General features: G+C 32.6%; 25 protein-coding genes and 4 tRNA genes. 2 read left to right on the forward strand and 27 right to left on the reverse strand.

Going from position 1 to position 26136, the window contains the following annotated elements; all coding sequences use genetic code 11:
• Positions 1-7 precede the first annotated feature (7 nt).
• The 14 genes from rplA to AC6CH4_RS00290 form a co-directional block, all read right to left on the reverse strand.
• Positions 8-697 carry a 50S ribosomal protein L1 gene (rplA, locus tag AC6CH4_RS00225; protein ID WP_007807440.1) on the reverse strand — a complete coding sequence of 230 codons (690 nt, stop codon included), beginning with the start codon at positions 695-697 and terminating at the stop codon, positions 8-10.
• Between the two features lie 13 nt (positions 698-710).
• On the reverse strand, positions 711-1148 hold the full coding sequence (gene rplK, locus AC6CH4_RS00230) for a 50S ribosomal protein L11 (protein WP_007807442.1): 438 nt from the start codon (positions 1146-1148) through the stop codon (positions 711-713).
• 67 nt (positions 1149-1215) lie between these two features.
• Positions 1216-1767: a transcription termination/antitermination protein NusG gene (nusG, locus tag AC6CH4_RS00235; protein WP_029273444.1), complete on the reverse strand. Its 552-nt coding sequence runs from the start codon at positions 1765-1767 to the stop codon at positions 1216-1218.
• A 10-nt stretch (positions 1768-1777) separates the two neighbouring features.
• Positions 1778-1975 (reverse strand): preprotein translocase subunit SecE, encoded by a 198-nt coding sequence (secE, locus tag AC6CH4_RS00240; protein ID WP_008466927.1) that lies wholly within the window; start codon positions 1973-1975, stop codon positions 1778-1780.
• A gap of 18 nt (positions 1976-1993) precedes the next feature.
• Positions 1994-2064: transfer RNA gene (locus AC6CH4_RS00245), tRNA-Trp, on the reverse strand.
• A 62-nt stretch (positions 2065-2126) separates the two neighbouring features.
• Complete coding sequence (tuf, locus tag AC6CH4_RS00250; protein ID WP_056195151.1) at positions 2127-3314, reverse strand: elongation factor Tu; 1188 nt, start codon at positions 3312-3314, stop codon at positions 2127-2129.
• Positions 3315-3369: 55 nt separating this feature from the next.
• Positions 3370-3441, reverse strand: a tRNA-Thr gene (locus AC6CH4_RS00255).
• Between the two features lie 120 nt (positions 3442-3561).
• Positions 3562-3642, reverse strand: a tRNA-Tyr gene (locus tag AC6CH4_RS00260).
• A 53-nt stretch (positions 3643-3695) separates the two neighbouring features.
• Positions 3696-3769: transfer RNA gene (locus AC6CH4_RS00265), tRNA-Thr, on the reverse strand.
• Positions 3770-3860: 91 nt separating this feature from the next.
• Positions 3861-4163, reverse strand: a complete 303-nt coding sequence (hpf, locus tag AC6CH4_RS00270) for a ribosome hibernation-promoting factor, HPF/YfiA family (protein ID WP_017496722.1) — start codon at positions 4161-4163, stop codon at positions 3861-3863.
• Positions 4164-4197: 34 nt separating this feature from the next.
• Complete coding sequence (locus tag AC6CH4_RS00275) at positions 4198-5091, reverse strand: tyrosine-type recombinase/integrase (protein ID WP_498099127.1); 894 nt, start codon at positions 5089-5091, stop codon at positions 4198-4200.
• 117 nt (positions 5092-5208) lie between these two features.
• On the reverse strand, positions 5209-5403 hold the full coding sequence (rpsU, locus tag AC6CH4_RS00280; protein ID WP_026985791.1) for a 30S ribosomal protein S21: 195 nt from the start codon (positions 5401-5403) through the stop codon (positions 5209-5211).
• A gap of 200 nt (positions 5404-5603) precedes the next feature.
• Positions 5604-6746 carry an acyl-CoA dehydrogenase family protein gene (locus AC6CH4_RS00285; RefSeq protein WP_498099129.1) on the reverse strand — a complete coding sequence of 381 codons (1143 nt, stop codon included), beginning with the start codon at positions 6744-6746 and terminating at the stop codon, positions 5604-5606.
• A 15-nt stretch (positions 6747-6761) separates the two neighbouring features.
• Entirely contained in the window at positions 6762-7649 is an 888-nt protein-coding gene (locus tag AC6CH4_RS00290; RefSeq protein WP_498099131.1) for a ComEA family DNA-binding protein, read from the reverse strand.
• A gap of 272 nt (positions 7650-7921) precedes the next feature.
• Between AC6CH4_RS00290 and AC6CH4_RS00295 the strand changes: the two genes are divergently transcribed.
• Positions 7922-9409: an amino acid permease gene (locus AC6CH4_RS00295; protein WP_192185708.1), complete on the forward strand. Its 1488-nt coding sequence runs from the start codon at positions 7922-7924 to the stop codon at positions 9407-9409.
• Positions 9410-9484: 75 nt separating this feature from the next.
• Here AC6CH4_RS00295 and AC6CH4_RS00300 read toward each other — a convergent pair whose 3' ends face one another.
• The 7 genes from AC6CH4_RS00300 to AC6CH4_RS00330 all read right to left on the reverse strand — a co-directional run bounded on the left by AC6CH4_RS00300 (position 9485) and on the right by AC6CH4_RS00330 (position 19983).
• A complete protein-coding gene (locus AC6CH4_RS00300; protein WP_026985787.1) occupies positions 9485-9712 on the reverse strand; it encodes a PspC family transcriptional regulator in 228 nt (75 codons plus the stop codon).
• An 87-nt stretch (positions 9713-9799) separates the two neighbouring features.
• On the reverse strand, positions 9800-11071 hold the full coding sequence (locus AC6CH4_RS00305; RefSeq protein WP_498099133.1) for a DUF2851 family protein: 1272 nt from the start codon (positions 11069-11071) through the stop codon (positions 9800-9802).
• 71 nt (positions 11072-11142) lie between these two features.
• Positions 11143-11625 (reverse strand): 3'-5' exonuclease, encoded by a 483-nt coding sequence (locus AC6CH4_RS00310; protein WP_498099135.1) that lies wholly within the window; start codon positions 11623-11625, stop codon positions 11143-11145.
• An 85-nt stretch (positions 11626-11710) separates the two neighbouring features.
• A complete protein-coding gene (locus AC6CH4_RS00315; protein WP_192185711.1) occupies positions 11711-13072 on the reverse strand; it encodes a pyridoxal-phosphate dependent enzyme in 1362 nt (453 codons plus the stop codon).
• Positions 13073-13120: 48 nt separating this feature from the next.
• Positions 13121-15103: a putative porin gene (locus tag AC6CH4_RS00320; RefSeq protein ID WP_498099137.1), complete on the reverse strand. Its 1983-nt coding sequence runs from the start codon at positions 15101-15103 to the stop codon at positions 13121-13123.
• Between the two features lie 173 nt (positions 15104-15276).
• Positions 15277-16851 (reverse strand): RagB/SusD family nutrient uptake outer membrane protein, encoded by a 1575-nt coding sequence (locus AC6CH4_RS00325; protein WP_498099139.1) that lies wholly within the window; start codon positions 16849-16851, stop codon positions 15277-15279.
• A 9-nt stretch (positions 16852-16860) separates the two neighbouring features.
• Positions 16861-19983: a SusC/RagA family TonB-linked outer membrane protein gene (locus AC6CH4_RS00330; protein ID WP_498099141.1), complete on the reverse strand. Its 3123-nt coding sequence runs from the start codon at positions 19981-19983 to the stop codon at positions 16861-16863.
• A 560-nt stretch (positions 19984-20543) separates the two neighbouring features.
• Here AC6CH4_RS00330 and rnhB point away from each other — a divergent pair.
• Positions 20544-21212, forward strand: a complete 669-nt coding sequence (gene rnhB / locus AC6CH4_RS00335; protein ID WP_498099143.1) for a ribonuclease HII — start codon at positions 20544-20546, stop codon at positions 21210-21212.
• A gap of 50 nt (positions 21213-21262) precedes the next feature.
• On the opposite strand, the gene AC6CH4_RS00340 is transcribed toward rnhB, so the two are convergent.
• The 6 genes from AC6CH4_RS00340 to AC6CH4_RS00365 form a co-directional block, all read right to left on the reverse strand.
• A complete protein-coding gene (locus AC6CH4_RS00340; protein ID WP_498099145.1) occupies positions 21263-22114 on the reverse strand; it encodes a nuclear transport factor 2 family protein in 852 nt (283 codons plus the stop codon).
• Between the two features lie 170 nt (positions 22115-22284).
• Positions 22285-22884, reverse strand: a complete 600-nt coding sequence (locus AC6CH4_RS00345; protein WP_498099147.1) for an NAD(P)H-dependent oxidoreductase — start codon at positions 22882-22884, stop codon at positions 22285-22287.
• 78 nt (positions 22885-22962) lie between these two features.
• Positions 22963-23781: an AraC family transcriptional regulator gene (locus AC6CH4_RS00350; protein ID WP_498099149.1), complete on the reverse strand. Its 819-nt coding sequence runs from the start codon at positions 23779-23781 to the stop codon at positions 22963-22965.
• 26 nt (positions 23782-23807) lie between these two features.
• The gene (gene lipB, locus AC6CH4_RS00355) at positions 23808-24506 is read right to left on the reverse strand and encodes a lipoyl(octanoyl) transferase LipB (protein ID WP_498099151.1); all 699 of its coding nucleotides are present in this window, start codon (positions 24504-24506) and stop codon (positions 23808-23810) included.
• 5 nt (positions 24507-24511) lie between these two features.
• The gene (locus AC6CH4_RS00360; RefSeq protein ID WP_498099153.1) at positions 24512-25267 is read right to left on the reverse strand and encodes a hypothetical protein; all 756 of its coding nucleotides are present in this window, start codon (positions 25265-25267) and stop codon (positions 24512-24514) included.
• A 118-nt stretch (positions 25268-25385) separates the two neighbouring features.
• Complete coding sequence (locus AC6CH4_RS00365; protein ID WP_498099155.1) at positions 25386-26111, reverse strand: hypothetical protein; 726 nt, start codon at positions 26109-26111, stop codon at positions 25386-25388.
• Between the last annotated feature and the right edge of the window lie 25 nt (positions 26112-26136).

Consider the following 26136-nt stretch of genomic DNA (forward strand, 5'->3'; position numbering starts at 1 on the left):
CTACCAATTATACTGCTTTAGGGTCCAATGCAATAGCAGGACTCATAGTGCTTGTAAGGTGAATACCTTTAATATAGGTACCTTTAGCAGCAGTTGGTTTAAGTTTGATTAATGTTTGAATAATTTCGTGTGCATTGTCATAAATTTGCTCAGCTCCAAAAGAAACTTTACCAATTCCTGCATGTACGATACCAGTTTTATCAACTTTAAAATCGATTTTACCAGCTTTAACCTCTGCGACAGCTTTAGCAACATCCATAGTTACTGTACCTGTTTTAGGGTTAGGCATTAAACCTCTAGGTCCTAAAATACGACCTAATGGACCTAATTTACCCATAACAGCTGGCATTGTGATGATAACATCAACATCTGTCCAACCATCTTTAATTTTTTGTAAATAATCATCAAGACCTACATAGTCTGCTCCAGCTTCTTTAGCTTCCGCTTCTTTATCTGGAGTTACCAATGCTAATACTTTAACGTCTTTACCTGTTCCGTGAGGTAATGTAACCACACCTCTAACCATTTGATTCGCTTTTCTTGGATCTACACCCAAACGAACTGCGATATCAACAGACTCATCAAATTTTGCAGAAGCTATAACTTTAATTAATGCAGCTGCATCTTTTAAAGAGTATAGTTTGTTCTTTTCAATTTTTGAAGCAGCCTCTTTTTGCTTTTTTGTTAATTTTGCCATTTCTTTCTCTTAATTAAAAAGGAGCATCTCCTGATACAGTTATACCCATAGATCTAGCAGTTCCAGCGATCATGCTCATTGCAGATTCGATTGTGAATGCATTTAAATCTACCATTTTATCTTCAGCAATTGCTTTGATAACGTCCCAAGTAACACTAGCTACTTTTTTACGATTTGGTTCACCTGATCCAGACTTTAGCTTTGCAGCTTCCAATAATTGGACAGCAGCTGGAGGAGTCTTAACAACAAAATCAAATGATTTGTCTTTATACACAGTAATTTGTACTGGGCATATTTTGCCAGGTTTATCTTGTGTTCTAGCATTGAACTGCTTACAGAACTCCATGATATTAACCCCAGCAGCTCCTAAAGCAGGTCCAACCGGTGGCGACGGATTCGCAGCACCTCCCTTAACTTGTAGTTTAACTACCTTACTAATTTCTTTAGCCATTTTTTAAAAAATTTAACACCACAATTATTGGAAGCAATTGTAGTGGTTATTATAGATGTAACAAAAATTATACTTTTTCAACTTGCATAAAACTTAATTCCAATGGTGTTTTTCTTCCGAAAATCTTAACCATTACTTCAAGTTTACGCTTTTCTTCATTGATTTTTTCAACCGTTCCGTTAAATCCATTAAAAGGACCATCGATCACTTTAACAGTTTCTCCTAAGTTGAAAGGAATAGCACGAGTATCTGTATTCACAGCTAACTCATCTACTTTACCTAACATTCTATTTACTTCAGAAAGTCTTAAAGGAACAGGTTCTCCTCCTTTAATCTCACCTAAAAATCCAATTACACTTGTAATAGACTTAATAATATGAGGTATCTCACCAACTAAATTGGCTTCGATCATAACATATCCAGGGAAGTAAACTTTATCCTTAGACATTTTCTTTCCTTCTTTTACAGTAACCACTTTTTCAGTAGGTACTAAAACTTGGGAAACATAATCACCCATACCTAGTCTGGCAATCTCGGTTTCGATATAAGCTTTGACTTTATTTTCTTGTCCGCTTACAGCTCTAACCACATACCATTTTTTCACATTATTATCTGCCATCACAAAAAAATTATCCTTTTAACCAGTTAAAAAATCCAGCCAAAGCTTTTGCAAAAAATTCGTCTACTCCCCAAGTTGCCAAAGCAAATAGAATCGAAAATACAGCCACAACAATTGTCAATTTTTGAACCTCAGCCCAAGCAGGCCAAGTAACATTTGACTTTAACTCCTCGAAAGCCTCTGATAAATAATTAGTAACTTTTGTCATTTGATATATTTTATATTGCACGGGCGGAGGGATTCGAACCCCCATCAACGGTTTTGGAGACCGCTATTCTACCCTTGAACTACGCCCGTAATTAAAAGCCAGTGATTTCAGTTAAGAAAATCAACTGGCTTTTTTTATAATATTTATAGGATTATCCTACGATTTCAGTAACCTGACCCGCTCCTACTGTTCTACCACCTTCACGGATAGCGAAACGTAAACCTACGCTCATTGCGATTGGGCTTAACAAAGAAACATTGATAGTTAAGTTATCTCCTGGCATTACCATCTCTACTCCTTCTGGTAAAGTAATAACTCCTGTTACGTCAGTTGTACGTACGTAGAACTGTGGACGGTAGTTATTATGGAATGGAGTATGACGTCCACCTTCTTCTTTTTTCAAGATATAAACCTCAGCTTTGAAAGTAGCGTGTGGTTTTACTGATCCTGGCTTAATGATAACCATTCCTCTTTTGATAGATTCTTTATCAACACCTCTTAACAATAAACCTACGTTATCTCCAGCTTCTCCTCTGTCAAGGATTTTACGGAACATCTCAACTCCTGTAATAGTAGAAGTTAATTTATCAGCTCCCATACCAATGATTTCAACAGCATCACCTGTATTAGCAATACCAGTTTCGATACGACCTGTCGCAACAGTTCCACGACCAGTAATTGTAAATACATCCTCAACTGGCATCAAGAATGGTTTTGCAGTATCACGAATTGGCTCTTCGATCCAAGAATCTACAGCTTCCATCAATTCAATAATTTTAGGAACCCAAGCAGGATCATTATTCAATCCTCCTAAAGCAGAACCTTGAACTACAGGACCATTATCTCCATCATATTCGTAGAAAGATAATAAATCTCTAATTTCCATTTCAACAAGCTCTAACAACTCAGCGTCATCAACCATATCTACTTTGTTCATGAAAACTACCATTCTAGGAATACCAACCTGGCGACCTAAAAGGATGTGCTCACGAGTTTGTGGCATTGGACCATCTGTAGCAGCAACTACTAAGATAGCTCCGTCCATTTGAGCAGCACCAGTAACCATGTTCTTTACGTAATCCGCGTGACCTGGACAGTCAACGTGAGCGTAGTGACGGTTAGCTGTTTCATACTCTACGTGTGATGTATTAATAGTAATACCTCTTTCTTTCTCCTCTGGAGCGTTATCGATTTGATCAAACGATTTTGCTTGACAGTAACCAGCATCAGACAATACTTTTGTAATTGCTGCAGTTAATGTAGTTTTTCCGTGATCCACGTGTCCAATTGTACCTATGTTTAAGTGCGGTTTGGAACGATTAAAATTCTCCTTTGCCATTTTACTTAATTTTTAATCTTAGTTATATATTAATTTTCAATTTCCTACTTACTTGAGCCAATGTCGGGAATTGAACCCGAGACCTCTTCCTTACCAAGGAAGCACTCTACCCCTGAGCTACACCGGCAGAGTCCTAATTTTAAATTTTTAGATTCCTCATTTTAGATTAAAAAAAAGCCGAATCAAATTCAAGTCTTTATTTTCACAAATCTAAATTCTGAAATCATTAAATCCGAAATCAAAATTGTGGGGAGAGCAGGATTCGAACCTGCGAAGTTCACACAGCAGATTTACAGTCTGCCCTCGTTGGCCGCTTGAGTATCTCCCCTATTTTTATCAATAATTGCATGAACAATTTCAAATCGCATTTGAAATATTTAGAGCCGGCGGAGGGACTCGAACCCACGACCTGCTGATTACAAATCAGCTGCTCTAGCCAACTGAGCTACGCTGGCAATATCAATAAAAAAGTCCGCTATTTCTAACGGACTGCAAATGTAGCTATTTTATCTTTGTATCAAAACATTTTTTGAAAAAATTTTTCAATTATATGTGTGCTCTTATTTTTTCTTTCCTTTTTACCAGCAAACGTTCTAAAGATTCTGCCGAAAGTTCGACCGCTTCCTCAAATGTCTTACACTGTTTTTTAACCAAAAAATCATCTCCCGGAACATTAATCTTTATCTCAACAGCTTTATTCTCCTTATCACTTGTTCTTTCAACTTTTAAAAAAACATCAGCCGAGACAACTCGATCGTAATATTTTTCCAACTTATCCATTCTCTCTTGAATAAAATCTACCAATTTTCGGTCAACAGTAAAGTTAACTGCATGAACATCTACCTTCATAATATTAATTTTAGGGTTAAACATTTCAGAAGTATTATTTATTCCTCGGATGAGCATCCCCGTATACCTTTTTAAGCTCCGCTAAACTATTATGAGTATAAACTTGCGTAGATGCCAAACTAGAATGTCCTAATAACTCCTTAACTGAATTTAAATCTGCCCCATTATTCAGCAAATGAGTCGCAAAAGTATGACGAAGCACATGCGGACTCTTTTTCACCTTTTCAGAGACCCTACTAAAGTAAGAATTTATTAATCGATACACAAAAGATTCGTTCAATTTTAACCCTTTTTTTGAAATAAAAAAATAATCACCATCTGTGATATTTTCAACAGAATCACGCTCATCAAGATAAGCCTTAAACTGATCAGCAACAATAGGCAAAATCGGAATAATACGCTCCTTATTGCGCTTACCCAGAACCTTTATTACATTTGACACCAAGTCAACATTATACACCATCAAATGTATTAATTCCGCACGCCTCATTCCAGTTGTATAAAACATATCCACAATAAGCTTGTCACGAATTTCTTCAAAACCAACAGGACTACCCACCTGATTCATTAAATCAGAAAGTTCTTTTTCAGAAAATGGAATCTGAATAATTTTTGGAGTCTTCAAAGCCTTATGCTTCAACATAGGATTCAACTCTATTTGTTTTGTTTTCATAAGAAACTTAAAAAAAGCTTTCAACGAAGCCATTTTTCTATTCACAGAAACATTTGAAATATTTTGATCCACCAATGAAACAATCCAACTTCTAATTTGACTGTAATTTACTTTCTCAATATTATCCTGTTCAAAATGCTCTTTATTAAAAACTTCAAAAAAGACAATATCATTCAAATAAGCATTGACTGTATGTGCTGAATATTTTTTTTCTAACTGAAGATAATCACGAAATGCATCTTTATTCGACTTCATTACAATATTTTTTACTCCAAGATTATACCTATATATATTATCTCAAAATTAAGCATAAAAAAACCGTTAGCATCAAAATTTTGATAACTAACGGTAATTATTTGCGAAAAGCTAATACTAACTTTCTAAACCATCTCTCATGTTCTGAATGTAAGCCGCTTTTTGAATTTGAGCTCTTTTGATAACAGAAGGCTTAATAAAAGCAGTACGTGCTCTTAATTGACGAACAGTTCCTGTTTTATCAAATTTTCTTTTATAGCGCTTTAATGCTCTATCGATATTTTCTCCGTCTTTAATTGGTATAATTAACATAATATAGACACCTCCTCTCGTTAAGGCTGCAAAAGTATATATTAATTTTGAATTATGAGTTATGAATTCTGAATTATTTTAAAAGAAAAAAGAACTTAGATTAAAGAGAATAGATTTTAGCCTAAATTCTTTATTCTTTATTCTTTATTCTTTATTCTTTATTCTTTATTCTTTATTCTTTATTCTTTATTCTTTATTCTTTATTCTTTCAATAAATTTCTAGATATAACTAATTTCTGAATTTCCGTCGTTCCTTCTCCAATTGTACATAATTTAGAATCTCTATAGAATTTCTCTACAGGAAAATCTTTTGTATATCCATAGCCACCATGAATCTGAACTGCTTCATTAGCAATTTTCACGCAGGCTTCTGACGCATACATTTTTGCCATTGCACCAAGCGTTGTCACTGGTTTGTGCTGTTGTTTCAAGAAAGCTGCTTTATGAAGCAACAATTCTGAAGCTTCTATTTCTGTTGCCATATCAGCGAGTTTAAAAGATATCCCCTGAAAACTACTAATTGGCTGCCCAAACTGATATCTTTCTTTAGAATATTTTAAAGCCGCTTCATAGGCGCCTTTTGCAATTCCTAAAGATAAAGCTCCAATAGAAATTCGCCCACCATCTAATATTTTCATTGCCTGAACAAATCCCTGACCAACTTCTCCTAATCTATTTGCATCAGGTACCCGGCAATTATCAAAAACCAATTCAGCAGTTTCACTGGCACGCATTCCTAATTTATTTTCTTTTTTTCCTGAAGTAAATCCTGGCATCCCTTTTTCAAAAACAAATGTTGTCATTCCTTTTGAATCACCTTTCTCTCCTGTACGAACTATAACAACAGCGATATCACCAGAAATTGCATGCGTAATAAAGTTTTTAGCACCATTTACAATCCAAAAATCACCATCTTTAACTGCAGTCGTATTCATACCTCCTGCATCAGAACCTGTATTATGCTCTGTTAATCCCCATGCACCAATATATTCAGCTGTCGCTAATTTAGGTAACCATTTTTTCTTTTGCTCTTCGTTGCCAAAAGTCAAAATATGATTTGTACATAATGAATTATGTGCCGCAACTGACAAACCAATTGAAGGATCCACTTTTGAAATTTCTTCAACAACAGTAATATATTCATGGTATCCTAAACCAGATCCACCGTATTCCTCAGGCACTAAAACCCCCATAAATCCCATTTCTCCCAATTTTTTAAAAAGAGGAATTGGAAAAATCTGTGCTTCATCCCACTCCATTATATTAGGTCTAATGTTTTTCTCTGCAAAATCTTTAATAGATTGCGCAATCATGGACTGCGTTTCGTTATAATCAAAATTCATTGTTGGCTGTTTTTTTTAGAACTCCAAATATAAACTAATTATTTTTGCTTTTTCAACAGGAAAACCTTTAATTTTTGACAAATCCTCAATATTTTTGAAATTCCCATTCATACTTCTATACGTTACTATTTGTTTAGCTAATGCATATCTGAAATATGAAAACTGAGATAGTTCCTTTAGAGACGCGTCATTTATTGCTATTTTTTTAAAATTTCCAGACAATATCACTTTAAAATGAGAATTTAATTCTGCAATAACTTCAGGTGAAAGCCCCCAAATGTCATTCATTTGATCCATAGAGACAAAACTTCCCAATACTTCTCTCTGTTTTAATATTCGTAAAGACAAAGCTTCACCGATACCATATATTTTAATCAAATCTTCGTGAGTTGCCTCATTAATATTTAAAATTACAATCTTTTCCTTTTTTAAATAGTCTTTTTGAGCAAATTCTTTTTTCTCTGTTTTAAAATTATTCTTTTTTTGAATCCAGTCCGGAAATTTAAAGAATGGAGAAATAATTTTTAGTAAGGAATCTGAAATTTTTGTAACCTTTTGAAATTCTTCAGCAGAATTCACATATTTATTTTCTTTTCGAAATGCCAGCAATCGATCGATTTCCTGTGTAGACATTCCGAGTTTATATCCTTTATAGTCCGAAATAAAATTTGGATTATAAAGATGAACCTTTGGTTTCTCATTATATTTAATCAATTTAAGAGAATCTATTTCAGTCTGCAAAGACATCCATTCATCTTTTCCAGGAAACGTTTTTTCAGGCGGATTAAAATCAGCATAAAAATAAACCAATTGCAATATTATAATAATTACAAAAAGTAAAAAAATCCCGGTACGTTGCTGATTTGTAAATTTAAAAAATACTGCAATCTCTTTAAAATTCATTATTCAATACATTTTTAATTTTATTTGAAAATATAAATTAAAAGAAAATATATTAATTTATTAAGAAAAATAATACAATTTTATCAGCCTTGTATAATGTCTATTCTATTATTAAATAGGAATTATTTTATGAATAACGGTGCTTTACAGAGGTTTATTGGTGGTTTTAGTAATTATTTAAATATTTTATAACTTAAAAGAAGATAATTGTTTTTATTTTTTACAAAAAACGATACATTTGGAGCTTAATAACAATAAACCAATATAATTATATGTCAATTTGGAAAAGAAAACCATTAGCACAGCTTTTAGCAGAAGCTGCAGATTCTGAAAAAGGATTAAAAAGAACTTTAACCGCTTGGTCGTTAGTAGCTTTAGGTATTGGCGCCATCATTGGTGCAGGATTATTTGTTAGAACTGCTACCGCTGCCGCACAAAATGCTGGTCCATCTGTAACTATTGCTTTTATTATAGCAGCAATTGGCTGCGCATTAGCTGGTTTATGCTATGCAGAGCTTTCATCGTCAATTCCAATTTCAGGTAGCGCTTATACTTATACTTATGCTACAATGGGTGAATTTTTAGCCTGGATAATTGGCTGGGATTTAATACTAGAATACGCTGTAGGTGCTGCAACAGTAGGAATTGCATGGAGCGAATACCTAAATAATCTTCTGGTCAATGTCTTTCACGTCAGTCCCATTCCGTTTGAATATTCGCATTCTCCTTTTCAAAAAATAATTGATCCAGCAACAAATGAAGTAACTCACGGTATTATCAATTTACCGGCATTATTTATTGTTAGTGTTATTAGTTTATTATTGATTAAAGGTATACAAGAATCTGCTTTCGTTAATGGAATTATTGTAATCGTTAAGGTTGCCATTGTAATTTTAATCATTGTAATTGGATGGAACTTTGTAAATCCAGCAAATCATACCCCATATATCCCGCCATCCTCAATTTTTACAGATGAGCATGGAGTTGGACATAGCTACGGTGGTATTATGGGTATTTTAGGAGCTGCAGGAACTGTTTTCTTTGCTTTTATTGGTTTCGACGCTGTAAGTACAGCTGCTCAGGAAACAAAAAATCCTAAGAAAGCAATGCCAATTGGTATCTTAGGTTCATTAGCTGTATGTACCCTTTTATACATTCTTTTTGCACACGTATTAACAGGTGTTGCAACTGTTGAAGATTTTAGAACAGGTGGTAAAGAAGCTTCTGTAGCCTTTGCAATCAATAAATATATGATAGGATACGAGTGGCTTGGTCAATTAGTAACTGTTGCTATCCTTGCAGGTTTTTCTTCTGTAATTTTAGTGATGTTATTAGGACAATCCAGAGTATTTTATGCTATGGGTAAAGATGGTTTGTTACCAAAAGCTTTTAGCGATGTTCATCCAAAATACAAAACTCCATACAAAGCAAATCTTGCTATTTTAGTAATTGTTGGTGCATTTGCCGCTTTTATTCCTGGTGACATTGTAGGAGACATGACTAGTATCGGAACATTATTCGCTTTCGTCCTGGTATGTATTTCAGTTATTATTTTAAGAAAAAAAGAACCAAATATGGTTCGCGAATTCAAAACACCATTTGTTCCTTTAGTACCTATTTTAGGAGTTCTTGTTTGTTGCGCTATGATGTACGGTCTAGGCTGGACAAACTGGTTAAGACTTTTTGCATGGATGGCCTTAGGAGTAATTTTTTATTTTACTTATGGCAAGAAAAATAGTAAATTAAACAACCCGGAATAATATTTCCGATTATAAAAACTAAAAAAGGATCATAAGTTTAAACTTTATGATCCTTTTTTTATCTCTAAATTATTTTTACAAATCAAACACTGAAGTTCGTTTAGCCCGAATTAAATCTTTTAGACGAATCCAGAATGCTAATGTTAGATAGATTCCAAAACCTAAACCAGCAGTTACAAAGGAAATATAGATAAAAAATAATCGTACACTTGTAACACGCATTCCAAGTTTATCAGCTAATCGTGATGAAACATGAAATCCATATTTTTCAAAGAAAAATTTAAGTTTTAAAATAGCTGACATTTCTTATTTTAGATTTTACCCGATATTTATCGGGATAGATTTTAGGTAAAAATACAAAAATATCTAATTGCCCCATTTTCTAATTATCTAATTACTCTTAAGTAATTCGACTCCAATTGCACATCTTAGACAGGCTTTATTATTACAATACTCATTTTTAAGTTCTAGTAAGGTTTGAGTATGAAATGCATTCTTTGGAAGAAGACCAAAACTCTCAAATTTATCAATTACAGCATTTTTTTCCGGAGACACTTCGTTCATAAATACAATAAGGTTTTCAATATTAGATTCTCCTATTCTATTTGAATACGAAAATTGTAACGGAATAATAGTATTTACGATCAATAAATCTATGAATGATCTTGATAAAGGTTTTGACTTCTTGGGGCTTTCCTTATCAAACTGATAATGATTTTCCCAATATAAACTTGCTGTAACGTTTAATACCCCATAAGCATCCTTGGCAGAATTTAGCATAATCACTTTAGAAAATAAATTCTGATGTTTATTGTATAAGCTAGCTAATTGAGATAGCCTTATTGTTGGAAAATTATCAGGACGATGTTTGAAAAATTGTAATGGATCTGTATAAGCCTTATCTAGTTGATATTTGTGCAAAAGATAAAAGTATCTAATTTTCAAATCATTAAAATACAAATCCTCTTTTACTGCATCTAATAAACCTGAAGTTCCAAAAAATAATGCTTCAAGATTTTCAATTTCAAAACTTTCTTTTCGAATAATAGAAAACGGAATAGATTTAGCAATTTGCAAAAAAGCATTTCCATTTGTATTCAATCCAAAATTTTTTGCTAACAAAGAGAATAGAACAGACTCCCAGTCGCCATTTGTTTCTTCTAACAAATCATAAATAAAGTTCGATTTTCTTTCAAGCCGATCAAAAAACAATCTTTCCTGCCAATTTTTAAAAACAAACTCATCAATTTCAGTAATTTGTTTTTCACATGAAATCCAGGATTTCGGTGACAATAAAGCATTATAATTATTTATTACTTCTGATGGAACATATTCTTTCAAGACTAAAACAGGAATTTCTGCATTATTTTTACTGAAGATCTCTGTATCGTGTTCCCAAACGACGTGCAAAATTACATTTTCGTAAGCGGGGTCTTTTTCATGATGATGCACATACCAATCCGATGATTTCAAATGGATTTCAACATTTCCTGCCCATTTCTGATTTCCAATTTTAATCTGAGCGTTGAAAAAATCAGGGCCTGAAAGTTCTAAATAATCACCTGTTTTAATAATTACAATTTGATCATTTTGAGTTGTTCTTAAATTCAGAGTTTCAAACTTCTTGAATTTCCAGATATAGTGAAGAAAGTCTTCTCTCATTTTTTAGCTTTTATTTAAATTACAAAGCTTAAAAATAACAAAAAAAGAAATATTAATCTTACAAAATAATTTTACTTTAACATATATAATTTAGCACATGCACGAGCATCGGATAAAGCTTCATGATGATTTAACTGAATTTTCATTTCACGACAGCAATCACTTAGTTTTGTCGGCTTTAACCCTTTTGCTTTGTAAATTTTAACTGTACATTCCCAACGTGGTCCAACATTTAAATCTTCATACTGCAAACCACAAAGCGCCATTGATTTCATCAACACATTACGATCAAAACTTTCATTGTGCGCGACTACAACTCTATTTTTTAATCTTCTTTCAATTTCAGGAAATACCTGATAAAAAGATTTTGCGTTAACTGTATCATGTGGATAAATACCGTGAACCTGAATGGTAAAAGGATTATAAATATTATTTGGAGGTTTAATTAAAGTAACAAACTCATCTACAATAATTCCGTTTTGGACAGTAACTATTCCGACTGAGCAAGGATGATGTCCTGTTGCGGTTTCAAAATCTATAGCAGTGAAGTTCATCTTTTAAAATATGTTAGCTAAAAAAATCCATAAATCAAGGTATTAAAACTCCGATTTATGGATTTATAATCTTATTAAAAACGTCTTATTTTATTGATCCAATAATGTCATATTTTGTAATAATATGATGTTTTCCATTTCCCAGATCCACTAAAACAGCATCATTTTCTTTAGTAAATAACTTAGAAACTTCTTCAATTGTAGTTCCTAATTTCACAATTGGGAAAGGCTTCCCCATTACTTCCTTAATTGGTTTTTCTGCAACATTTTTATCTGCAACATAACTTCTAAACAAATCTGTTTCATCAACAGAACCAACAAATCCGTTTATATCTACTACCGGAATTTGAGAAATTTTATATTTACGCATACGTTCAATAGCGTGCGAAACCAATTCTTCGGTACGAACAACAATCAATTCTTTATCAATATGATCTTTAATTACATCTTCTGCTTTCGTTACATTTTCTTCTAAAAATCCACGTTCACGCATCCAGTCATCATTAAACATTTTACCTACATAGCGGCTTCCTGAATCATGAAAAAGAACTACAACAACATCTTCTGGTTTGAAATGTTCTTTTAGCTGTAAAAGTCCCTTAATACAAGCACCGGCAGAATTTCCAACAAAAATCGCTTCTTCCATAGCAATTTTTCTTGTATAAACAGCAGCATCTTTATCTGTTACCTTTGTAAAACCATCGATTAAAGAAAAATCTACATTTTTAGGCAAAATATCTTCTCCAATTCCTTCGGTTATATAAGAATAAATTTCATTCTCATCAAAAACTCCGGTTTCGTGGTATTTTTTAAAAACAGAACCGTAAGTATCAATTCCCCAAATTTTAATATTCGGATTTTTCTCTTTTAAGTATTTTCCAACTCCAGAAATAGTTCCTCCAGTTCCTACTCCAACAACAAAGTGTGTAATCTTTCCATCAGTCTGTTTCCAGATTTCGGGACCAGTCTGCTCATAATGTGCTAATGAATTTGATAAATTATCATATTGGTTTACATACCAGGAATTTGGTGTTTCTTCTGCTAAACGTTTTGAAACTGAGTAATAAGAACGTGGATCTGTTGGCTCAACATCAGTAGGACAAACTACAACTTTGGCACCAACAGCACGCAAAATATCCATTTTTTCTTTAGACTGCTTGTCTGATATAACACAGATCAATTTATATCCTTTGATAATCGCTACAAGTGCCAATCCCATTCCGGTATTTCCTGAAGTTCCCTCGATAATAGTTCCACCCGGTTTTAATCTGCCGTCTGCCTCTGCGTCTTCAATCATTTTTACGGCCATTCTGTCTTTTACAGAATTTCCCGGATTAAAGGTTTCGACTTTTGCCAATACTAACGCATCGATTTCAGCAACAATTTTGTTGAGTTTTACTAAGGGTGTATTACCAATTGTTTCTAAAATATTTTTTGAAAAGTCCATTTTATATTTATTTAATATGTGGTTCTAAAAATCTAAATAGTCCTAATTCTATTGGAAGAAATTCCAAACTAAACCAAATCGGATAACAAAATCGCGATAAGGATTATTAGGCGCCGAATAATAATCACTTTTTGAGAATAAAGCATTTATATGTTCTGCTTTAAAATAAAATCGAGTCTGGCGAATTCTGAAATTTAAGAAAGCATCAAACAGTGGATATCCTCCAATTTTTTTGTTATCCTGAACGAAAAACTCACCGATAACAGGATTATAATCATTGCCGTAATACTTGGTAAAATAATTAAACACAACCCCTGTCTGCATATATAATGCTTTTTTGAAAAAGTAACTAGAATAATAAAATGTATTTCTTGTTACAAAATCAGGTACATTTAAAATCAGATCTGACTGATCTACTTTTTGATATAAAAGCGTATTATCTAAACCAAAAGGACCAAACTTAAATTCCTTACTAGCTTTTATTGACAAATAGTTGATTACATTGCCATATTGCGCCGGTTTTATGATTTGGGTATATACTAAAGCTTCTGCAGGGCTGGTATCATCTCTAAAATACAGGTGATCTTTTAAAACAGAATATTGAACTTCAGCATTTAACCAAGGCGTAAAAACATTAGCTCCAAGTTGGTTAATTTTTTCATTTTTAAAATTATTAGACCAATTATATTCAACATAACTGCTTTGGTACAAATTATAGTTATTATTAGGCAACTTATTTAAATTTCTATATCTAAAATCGAATTGAATTTTCTCATTTAAGTTATATCTTAATTTTGCATCTAAATCAGACAGAGACTGCTTTGTAATTGATCTGGTATATAAAAAACGGCCATTCCATTTATTTTTCTGATATTCATATTGTCCTCCAACATTATTAATTTGCAAAAATAAATTATCCGGGATAGATGTATTATCGCTATTTATAATAATCCTGTCGTATTTATAATTTGATCTGTAATCGTCTACAAAAAAATTAAACTTTCCAAGAAGTGAATTTTCATAGGCAAGTCCAACTTTATTGTATAATCTTTCAAAACGAGTCTCGTCATTTATATTACTACTAGCATAAGACTCTCCAAAACGTTCAACCTGTTGACTTGGTCCTGATGTTGGCGTTACAGTAGAAAGAACAGTTGGCTGTTTATACTGAAAATATTTGTACTCATAATTAAATTGATGTGTTACATACAAATTATTACTGCCATCATTTGGATTTATTCTGAATGCATGATCAAAAAAGAAACGTCTTCCTTTTAATAATGATTGTGCATCCGTCAAAAATACTTGTAATCGTTGACGGTTTTTAAAATCAGGATCATCGCTTTCGAAGCTTTCAGGTGCTGTAATTCCACCATTTTCTTCATTTGTAATATCCTGAAATGTAACATGGGAATTTAGAACATATCTTTTATTGGTTGTAAAATAACTTGCTGTAAATCTAAAATTTCCGGCACTTACTAACTGATTTATATAATCTCCTTCAGAACGTAACCCTCTATATGCTGCAGAAAAATTTAGATTCTTTGAAGTATTAAGTGTTATAAATGAATCTAAGTTTTGTCCTTTGTTTATTGTAGTGTTAAAAAACAGTTCGGTTAATGGTGTGGCAACAGAAAAATATCTAATATCACTTACTTCCATATAATCAAAATGTTTGCCTTTAAAACCAATTTCCGGATAAGGAGAAAAATCCGTTAAACTGTACTGTAATGTATTATATGTTTGCCCTATGTTAGAAAATGGTAAAAGTCCAAAATTATCCCTTCTTAAATAGTTTTGCTTGTACGCACTTTTTAACGTTAGTGATGTATCGGCATATATTGTGTCGTGCTCTAACGTATAAATCTTATATTGATCAATCTTTGCTATTAAGGCCTTTTTCTTTTTTACTGTATCCGTTATACTGGAATACTTTGTATTCATATCTAAACTGTTTTTAGAACCAGTTTTTTCCTGAGAAAACAATAATGTGGGTACAATTAATAGATATAGAAAAAAGAGTATTCTCATTTGATAGCTTTATATATAATTATTTCGGCAAAATTTGTCAAGCAAAGGTAAAAGATAAAAACGTATAAAAAAACAAATCATTATGATTGAGAAGTTTTTATATCGAACTAAACTTTAATAAAAAACCCCCAATCAAAAAAGATTGAGGGTTTAAAAAATCAAAATATTTTTTTTTACCAACCAGGATTATTTTGTCCTTGTAAACCTGGGTTAGTATTCATTTCAGTTTGTGGTATTGGCCATAAGAATCTACGGTCAGTATATGGAATAGCTGCAATAGGAGTTGTAACAGCAAAACCGTTTCCTAGTACATATGCAGCAGGAACAGGTGTAGCATTAGCATATTTTGCAGGAATTCCAACAATAGGAGCTAAATCATCACCTTGTAGTCTGTGAATATCAGCCCATCTACGACCTTCTTGCAAAAATTCAATTCTTCTTTCTTTAAGAATAGCATCAACCATAAGCTTTTGTGTACCAAGACCTGCAATTGTGTAAGCCTGAGTTGCAGGGCTAGCTAACGCTCTATTTCTAATAGAATTTAATAAAGTTAAAGCTGTTGGTAAGTTTGCAGCAGATAGACGAGCCTGAGCTTCTGCCATATTTAATACTACTTCAGCATATCTTATAACCGGAGCAGCATCTGACATGTTGGTAACATCTGTATACTTGTTAGTATATTTTATACCACCTGCAGTGTAAATCATTTTTCCATCTTCTCTTCGTTTATCATCAGCCAACCATTGTGGATCTCTCCAAAGAATTGGGCTAATTGCAACTAAAGCTCTGTTTTTTAATATACTTGCTAAAGCAGCATTAACCTGAGGATTAGATGTAGCAGAATGTGCAATAGAGAATATAGACTCTGTATTACTTAAATTATTTGCCAACACAAAAGGAGCAGCAGGATCAGTTGTTAAAGTATAAAGACCATTTAATTTAGTTCCTTCAGCAATTACATTTGCCCAGTCTCTTTTTTGAAGATAAACTCTGGTTTTGAATGCGATTGCAGCAGATTTTGTTGCTTTAGAAACTACTCTACCACCAGCAAAACCATTTGAAGTAATCAACTTTTCAGCATCATCTAAATCTGCCAAAACTTTTGTATAACATTCGGCAACAGTATTTCTTGGTTTTTGTTGTTCTGATGCTACTTCAGCAGCAGTATTTACACCTACTTCTCTATATATAATTCCAGGATGTGTTGCACCAGCTGTAAAATTATATGGTTTTGAAAAATTTGTTAAAATTTCAAAATGAGTAATCGCTCTTAAAAATTTAGCTTGTCCGATATAATCATCACCAACTGCTTTTGTTATAATACCTTTAGCAACTGCATCAGTAGTTCCCTCGATCATAAGGTTACATCTGTTGATTAATCTATAACCGTCAATCCAGTAATACACATTATTTGCTGTAGTTGGATCATAATCTGCTTGGTACGTTAATTGATAAAATGTAGCCATATTAACAATATCTTCACCTCTAGCTTCTCCTTGTTCAACAAATGCAGCTCCCCAGATATAACCTCTACCACCATTCGGGGCAGTTGATGCAGCATTATATTGTCCAATTCCGGCAGCATTATACACACCATTCATATAAGCAGTGATATAAGCAGGAGTTGTAAAAGCTTCTGCGTCCGAAATATTGTTTATTGGATTTAAATCCAATATTTTTTCTTCTGTACATGAGCTCATCCCGAGTACAACTACAGAAAGTAAAATTGTTTTAATTATATTTTTCATATGTTTTTTTTATAAACTTACATTAATTCCAACTGATATTACCTTAGAACGTGGAGTACCATTGATGTCTACTCCGTTAGTTTCCATTTCAGGGTTAATACCTTTGTAATCTGAAATTAACCAGATATTTTGTGCCTGAGCAAAAACTCTAAAGTTATCTACTCCAATTTTATCCATTAACATTTTAGGCAATGTATAACCTAAGCTTATATTATCAAGTGAGATAAAATCACCATCTTCAACAAAACGTGTACTAGCACTTCCCGAAAGGTTTGTAAAAGTATTTGAACTAGCCCATAATCTTGGCGTCCATCCGTCTCCAGGATTATCAGCACTTTGCCATCTTCCTAAAATCTCTGTACTGTTGTTGTTAAGGTTTTGGTTCATCAACTCTCTTCTTGTAGAGTTAAATATTTTATTTCCTCCACTAAATCTAATCATGAAACCAAGATCAAGATTTTTATATTTCATAGTAGATGTGAATGATCCATAATATGTTGGTAATGTATTTCCTAAGATCGCTTTATCAGCAGTAGCTAATGTTGCAGCTGCTCCAGCTGTTCCAGGATTAGCAGGATCAAAAACAGTATAAGTAGACGTTGCCAAGTTTCCTTGTACTAAACTACCATCTGCTTTATAGTAAACCGGGTTACCATTTGCTTTATTTACACCCCAATACTTGAATCCGTATAAAGAGTTAAGAGATTCACCTTCTCTAATAATAATATTTGGTGCAATGTTAACGATATCCTGAGATGAACCAAAAGATGAAGAACCTCCTACTATATCTTGTCCATTAACTAAACCAGTAACTACGTTTTTAGTAAGGGTTAAATTAGAAGAAACATCCCATGTGAAGTTAGCATTGTTTATTGCTTTGAAACTTACAGCAAATTCATATCCTTCATTATACATTTTACCAACGTTAGAATTGATAATACTATTAGGAACACCTAATGAAGGAGCCACAGGAGCTGCTAAAACTATACCGTCAATATCATTCTTATAATAATCAAATGCAACAGTCAAACGATTATTGAATAATCCTAAATCTACACCAAAATCAATTTTGTTACTTGTTTCCCATTGTAATTGATCATTACCAAATTGATAGTAACCAATACCATTTGAAGTACCATAAGGAGAACCAATCATTAACCCTTTTGAAGGATAAGCTGCTCCATTTAATACTTCAACGTTACCTACTTCAGAGTAAGAACCTCTAAATTTCAAATCAGAAACAGTACTACTAATTCCTTCCATAAAACTTTCTTTAGAAACTGTCCAACCTGCAGAAACTCCAGGGAAGTTGTGGTATCTAACATCTTTCTCAAATTGAGAAATTCCATCACGTCTAAGAGAAGCCTGTACAAAATATTTCTCTTTATAGTTGTATGTAAAACGTCCAAGGTATGATATAATTCCTTTCTCAGAAACACCACCACCAGAGTCTTTAGTACTATAAGTACCTGTAACTAGGTTCTCATCATAGAAGTCACTTAAAATATCAGTTCCTGATCCCCATAATACTTTAGAACGAGATTTTTGATACTCAGCAACACCTGTTAAACCTAAATTATGATCTTCAGCAAAAGTATGCTTGTAATTCAAAATATTTTGCCAGTTCCATCTTAAAAGATTGGTATTATCCTGGTATAATGATCCATTTACTCCACGTCCGTCTCCATGTACTGGGTTCCAATATTGGTAACCATCTGTTGAAGCATTATCCCCACTTACTTGTAGTTTATAACTTAAGTCAGAAGTTATTTTTGCATTTGCAAATGCGCTTACTAAAATTCTCGTAGTTGTTGATTTATATTTATTATGATCAAGAACATAAAGAATATTTGTAATATTATCTCCTGCAGGGTCTGTATTATCCCATTGACCAACATTCGCACCATTTGGCGAAAGATTATAACCTGTTGGGTCAGCTGAATCGTAAATTGGCGTATTAGGTAACTGTCTGGTAGTGTTAAAAATATTACCTGACAAACCATTTGCATTGATATTTAATCCATTGTATTCTGTTCTACTTACAGCTACATTAGTACCAATACTTAACCATTTGTTGATATCCTGATCAATATTAGCTCTAACAGAATATTTTTTCATATCATTAGCTAAATTGATACCCTCTAAATCTGTTAATCCTAAAGACAAATAATACTTTGTTTTTTCTGAACCTCCACTAAAATTAAGATTATGTGTAGTTTGAGGAGCATTTCTTAAAACTGCACCTTGCCAGTCTGTATTATATGTATTTCCAACAGCCCATGGAGCTTGTCCTCTGTTTGTTCTTTTTTCATTAGAAATAACTAAGAAATCAGGAGTTTCTAATAAATCATATGTTTTTGCAGCACTAGCAACACCAAAAACACTTGAGTAACTAACTTTCAAAGAACCTTTTTTTCCACTTTTTGTTGTAATCAAGATTACACCGTTAGCAGCTCTGGAACCATAAATAGCGGTTGCAGCACCATCTTTTAATACATCAAAAGATTCGATATCTTCCGGGTTAATATCCGCTAAACCGTTTGTAGCAGAAACACCACCAATATCACCAGAATAAATAGGCACACCGTCTACAACGATTAATGGTTCTGTACTTCCAGAAATAGACGAAACACCTCTAATTCTAATTTTTGGAGCTCCTCCAATAATACCACTATTAGTTAGTACCTGAACCCCTGTTGCTCTACCAGCTAAAACACCCTCGAAAGAAGGAGTAACTAAGTTAGCAATGTCTTTTCCTGCAATTTTAGAAATAGAACCGGTTACTTCTTTTCTCTTTTGAACACCGTAACCAACAACCACAACCTCATTCATAAGTTGTGCTTCTGATTCCATCTCAACGTTTACTGTATTTGAACTTCCTACAGTAACTTGTTTGTTATTCATACCTACATATGAAAACACTAATACATCTCCTGTTTTTGCTTTTACAGAATAACTTCCGTCAAAGTCAGTTTGAGTATTTGCTTTACTACCTTTTACAGCAACATTTACTCCTGGAATTACTCCTGTCTTATCTGAAACTTTTCCAGATACAGTTCTCTCCTGAGCAAAAGAAAACTGCATAGACAACGCTATCAAAAGCGTACAAATCCATTGTAATTTTAATTTCATTTTAATTTATTTTGAATTAGTATGGCGCAAACATCTTAATTATTTCTTAAAATAACAAACTATTCAATTTAATTTTTTTCAATATTATTAACAATACACTAATATTTCCCTAAAAAATATAACTAAATATCTATTTTAGTAGATAAATTCCTATGAAAACAATTAAAATTTTAAAGATTTGAGTCAAAAACAGTTAACACATTTTAACATTTGAAAAATTTAAATATTAAACCCATAAAAAATATGAATAACTTTTATTAAGATCGTGATTTTTACAATCAATTTTGAGGTTTTGATAATTCCAAGCTTTTTTCACATCATAATGTAATTTATTTAAAGGTATTGTCATGATTTCTTTCAAAATAATTCAAAAAAAGCAGCATCAACAAAAAATAATAAGAGAAAATTTAATAAAAAACACAACAATACTATACATCAGTTACTACATATTAAAGAATAATTAGACGAGAAATTCTAAAACAATTCTCTATTCAAATTTTGGGAGAATTTTTTAGAATCCTTTTTTAGAAAAATTTATATTTGCTATTCAAAATAAAAGCATGCTTCAACTTAATTATTCAGGACATATATTAGAAACCGGAACTGATGAAGCTGGCCGTGGATGCCTGGCTGGACCAGTTACTGCCGCTGCAGTGATCTTGCCTGTCGATTTTGAAAATCAATTTTTAAATGACAGTAAACAATTGTCTGAAAAAGAAAGATTTCTTTTAAAACCAATCATAGAACAACATGCGGTCTGTTATTCTGTGACACATTTATTTCCGGATGAAATTGACGAAATAAATATTCTGAATGCTTCAATGAAAGGAATGCAGGAATGTATCTTAAAATTAAACCAAAAGCCAGACTTTATTATAGTAGATGGCAATCGGGCCCTGAATGCAAAATTAGGTTTAAGAAATACCTTTGGAAAACAATTTTCTGTTGAAGAAATAGATTTGCTAAAATCAATTCCGAATCAGAGTATCATAAAAGGTGATGCAAAATTTTTAAGCATTGCAGCCGCCTCTATATTAGCAAAAACGTATCGTGATCTATATATGGAGCAAATTCATGAAGAGTTCCCGATGTACAACTGGAAACAAAACAAAGGTTATCCAACCAAAGAACATCGTGACGCCATTCGTGAACATGGCACTACAAAATATCATAGAATGAGTTTCAGGCTTTTGCCAGATCAATTAGAACTTGATTTTTTTGAACAATAAAAAGGCCTATCAATTTTGATAAGCCTTTATTAATCTAAAATAAATATTCCCTATTTTTTACTTTTTAAAAATTCTGCAAATTGTTTGGTATCAAAATAAAAGGGTCTGATTGCCGTAATTTTTCCGTTTTTTAAATCGAAATGCTCAGAAATTGGCATTGAAAGTGTTTTGCCTGATTTTTTTGCTTTGCATTTTATAGTGAAATAAATAATCACTTCATTTTTGGTAGCATCGCTAAAGTAAACAGGTTCTTTTTCTATTTCTAAATCAAAAAACTCTGCTGATTTCGCATGCATTTTTGTCCATTCATTAAAACCGACGTAAGTTCCACCGTAAGGCAAGCCCTCTGCCTGATTATAAATAGCGCCTTCTTCAATTATAGTTGCCATTGTATTAAAATCTCTTGTTTTAAAAAGACATTCATAGTATTTTGCTACAATTTTAAAATTATCCGTTTCAAGGTTTTTTAGAATTTCAGACTCTGACAAAGTAACTTCCCTATCCCAAAAACCAATAATTTTGCTAACCTGACCTTTTCCGTTTAATCGGGCAAAATCACGACCAGCCATTATAGGTTTATTTTTTGAATCTAAAATTTTCCAATCCCAGGTTACATAATTGTCTTTTACTACTTTTGAACCTGAAATCAATATAGCGTCCGGGAATTTTTTATAAAATTCATTGATCACATTATTCAACGCAACTGCCCCTTTAATTGACGCTGAAGGATCTTCAAAAGTACTATCGTCTAACCAAATTGTTTTTATCAATTTTAGTCGGGCATCGCTGTTATGCTCCTGCCATACTTTTTCATAAACTGCAATGGGATTTAATTTATCCTTCTTTTGAGCAAAAACAGTGTTTAAGATAAAAAGGAAACAAAGAAAGTAGATTTTTCTCATAAGCTGCAAAATTAGATTGGTTAAGGTTATCCCTAAAAGTATTAATCCAAATTTACCATAAAAAACATTAGAAAATTACCGTCCTTTCATAATTTGCGATCAATTCAAAATCCTGGCTTTTACCAACACATTTTTACATTTTTTGCAATATTCTCTTTAATAATAAACTTCTATTCAAAAGCAGCTGGCTCATTACTGGATTTAAAAACAGCTATAATCTGATTTTTCCATTCTGAAATACTTTCTTCGGAAGCTCTGTCTGCCTTATCGAAATAAAAATGCTGTTTGATTTCTAAACCGCAATAATTAAAAATTCCGGTATCAGAAGTTAAGGCTAAAGCCTTATCCAACCCACTTTCTGCATATTCTGCATTCGATTTCCCGTGCGAATTGATAATGATAGTACTTTTGCCTGATAACAATCCTTTTTGAATGCCCTGATCATATCTGTAAGCGAATCCATAACTGAAAACACGATCAATATAGCCCTTCATAATCGCAGGCATTCCTGTCCACCAAATCGGGTAAATAAAGATAATTCGATCTGCCCAGATAATAAAATCCTGTTCTGTTTTGACATCACTAGCCACTTTTCCCATTCTTTGTCCCTGCATATCTTCCAGAGATAAAACCGGATTAAAATTGATTTCATTTAAATCACGAAGAATAACTTCTTCTCCGGATTGTTCTAAACTTTCAAGAACAGTTTCTTTGAAGAAATGATTTAAACTAGCTGGATTTGGATGCGCATAAATAATTAGATTTTTCATGTTTCTATTTTTTAAGATTTAACATGACAAATGTAAAACGCAGGCTTTGGTAACAATTGTAAGAAAACGAAATACTCCTTATTCTGCTTTTGATCTGCAGATATCGTTTTGAAATTTTAAGAATTTCGTTGGAGAAATATTCATGTAAAATTTAAAGTCATGAATGAGCTGACTTTGATCATAATAACCGCATTCTTCGACTATACTTAACCAATCTGTTTTGGACTGATTTTGTACGTTTCTTTCAATTTCATTAACGGCTTTTAAAAACCTTTCGTAGCGATTAACTTCTTTAATGGTGTAGCCAAAAACCTTTTTCTGATTCAGCTGAATGTTTCTTTCTGTTTGATTTACTTTTGAAGCAATTGCTTTTATCGGATTTAGATTTTCTTCTTTAAAATCGGTTAAAAGTGTTGTGATTTTGCTTTGTTCACTGAGATAGGGTTTGCAGAAATCTAAAATATAATCTACTCGTTCCGTAGTATCAGGAATCTTTTGAAGTGCTTCCCATAAAAGGCTAAAGCAATTTTCATGAATTAAAGCATCCGGATGAATTGGCAAAGCATCAAATAGTGCATTCCCGAAAAATCTATAAAAAGCGTCTTCTTTAAAATTAGCTACTAAAATCTCTGAGTTAGGTTCCAGAGTATAATCGAAAGCCTGTTTTATAGGCCCTAAAACAATGCATTTTTCGACTTCCAGAATAGTATTCTGATTTGATTTTAAAGCCGATTTTGTTCCGAAATTAAAAACTAAAATAGTTTGAAAACTTGGCAACAAGGTTTTTGTGATAGGAAAATTGGTTTTATTTTCTGCGAAGTAAAAATGAGAAAATACAGTTTCAAATGCCGAAGGAACAGCAATTCTATAATTGTTATTTTCTTCAGCATTTTTCATACTATTTATATTTTTAAAGCTATCTTCTAAACAAATTCAGCTTCAAACAATTGAGTCAAATGTTTTACAATTTTGGCTTTTACTTCGTCTTCATCTACTTTTTCAACACCAAGTTCTACCTGAAGTGAAGTAACACCTTTTCCGCGAATTCCACACGGAATTATATTATCAAAATAACCTAGATCGACATTTACATTTAAAGCAAATCCGTGCATGGTCACCCAGCGCGAAGCACGTACGCCAAGCGCACAAATTTTGCGTGCAAACGGAGTTCCAACATCTAGCCAAACTCCGGTTTCTCCTTCACTTCTACCGCATTTTAAACCATACTCTTCTAAAGTCAGAATAATTGACTCTTCCAGAAAACGTAAATATTTATGAATATCGGTAAAGAAATTCTCTAAATCCAAAATTGGATAACCTACAATTTGCCCTGGACCATGATACGTTATATCACCGCCACGATTAATTTTATAGAAGGTTGCTCCTTTGGCTTCGAGCTGTTTTTCGTTTAATAATAGGTTTTCGAAATCACCGCTTTTTCCTAACGTATAAACGTGTGGATGTTCTACAAAAAGTAAATAATTGGGTGTCTCTAATTCGAGCTCTTCTCTTCTGTTTTTGATTTTTAAGTCGACTATGTCCTTAAAAAGTTTCTCCTGATATTCCCAGGTCGATTTATAATCTTTACTTCCTAAATCCTGAAGTTGAATTTTTTTATTCATTTTTATTATTTTTCAAACTCTACATCAAAGTTGAGTTTGTCAGGATTCTCCATATAATCCGTGAAAGGGTATTGAATTGTAATTGTTTTTCTGTCGTCGCTAAACAATGCATTTGGGTTTGACACCTTTTTTACCGGTTTAGGAAAGTGATATTTAATAATATAATTTGACGAAGCAAACATCATTTTAGACATATCTGCTGTAGAATCAGCGGCTTTCTCTGTAATTTTTTGTTTGTCTATGATTGCTTTACGTGTAAATTTCTTTCCGTCGTATGTATAGCTCAATTTACTTTTATTATCTCCCAAACCTGCAAACGGAGTTGAAGGAGCATTTCCTCCTTCCAGTTTTTGAAGAGAACTCATCGATTGCAAAATATCCTGCAGTTCATTTACACTTTTAAAATCAGTTGAAATGTTCATTAAAAACTGTTTTTGCTCTCCGTTCATTTTGATATTGAAAACAAAATTTTCTAATTTTTTAATTTCCTTTTGAGCTTCCGGTGATAATTTTGAAATACTATCCTGCTTTTCAGCAATTAACTGTTTGAAAGTAAAAGTAGAATCGACATTTTTCTTTGCATCGGCTCCCATTTGATTTCCGAGTTGATCGCCGGCCATTTCCATTAAAGCTGAGCCGTCTATGTCTACAGAAAATTTTCCTGTTCCGTTATCATTAATATACATGTTTTCGGTAAAAGTGCAACTTGTAAGTGTTGCCAATAAAAAAGAAAAACTAAGTAATTTATATAATTTCATCATGGTTAATTTTTTATCAAAGATACGAACTCTATTTTATTTTTAAAGGTTCTAAGGTACTGAGATTCTAAGGTGCTGAGTTTTATTGTAGTGACCTCAAATCTCTTTTTAATCCTTTTATTTAGTTGCTTTGTTCCAAAACAACTTCTAGATTCGTTATTTCTGGATTTTGTAAACAATCTGAAAGCTGGAATTCTAAGGTAAATGATTTTTTATCAGGACTGAGAATTGCCTTTTCGTTTGAAACTGATTTTATTTTTCCTGGAAAATGATATTTTAAAGTGTAGGATTGCGCCAATTTATATTTAGCATACGTTTTTTTTCTTTCTTCAAGCATTTTTTTATCCTGATCAAATTTTTGCTGATCAACAATTACTAAATACCTTTTAAAAACAGATCCGTCGAAAGTATATTTTATTTTAAAAGATTCTTTTGAAACCGGATAATTCTCTTTTAAAGAATTTGCCAAACTAAGGCTTTCGTAAACATTTGGTAATTCTTCTATTTTTTTAAAGTCGGAAGAAATTACATTAAAATTTTCCATTTGAATGGGATCTAGTTTTACATGCATTTTGACATTGGAATGTTCCTGAAAAAGTGCCTGATCTGCTTTATTAAATTTCACAAACGTTGCTGCATACTTTGTGATATAATCCTGAAAAACAAATAGTGTATCTGTAAATTTTTCAGAATCAGAATGGGGACGTCCTACTTGTAAATAACTGTTTTCGTCTCGTAATTGAAAAACTTCAATACTTCCGCTTCCGTCCGGATTGATTTTTATGGTTTCGGTAATTTGACAGCTTGAGACTAGAAGTAAGAGTAAAAGGGCTTTTATGGAGTTCATTTTTTTAAGATACTAAGGTTCTGAG

It is taken from the genome of Flavobacterium sp. GQ95, assembly GCF_059758655.1.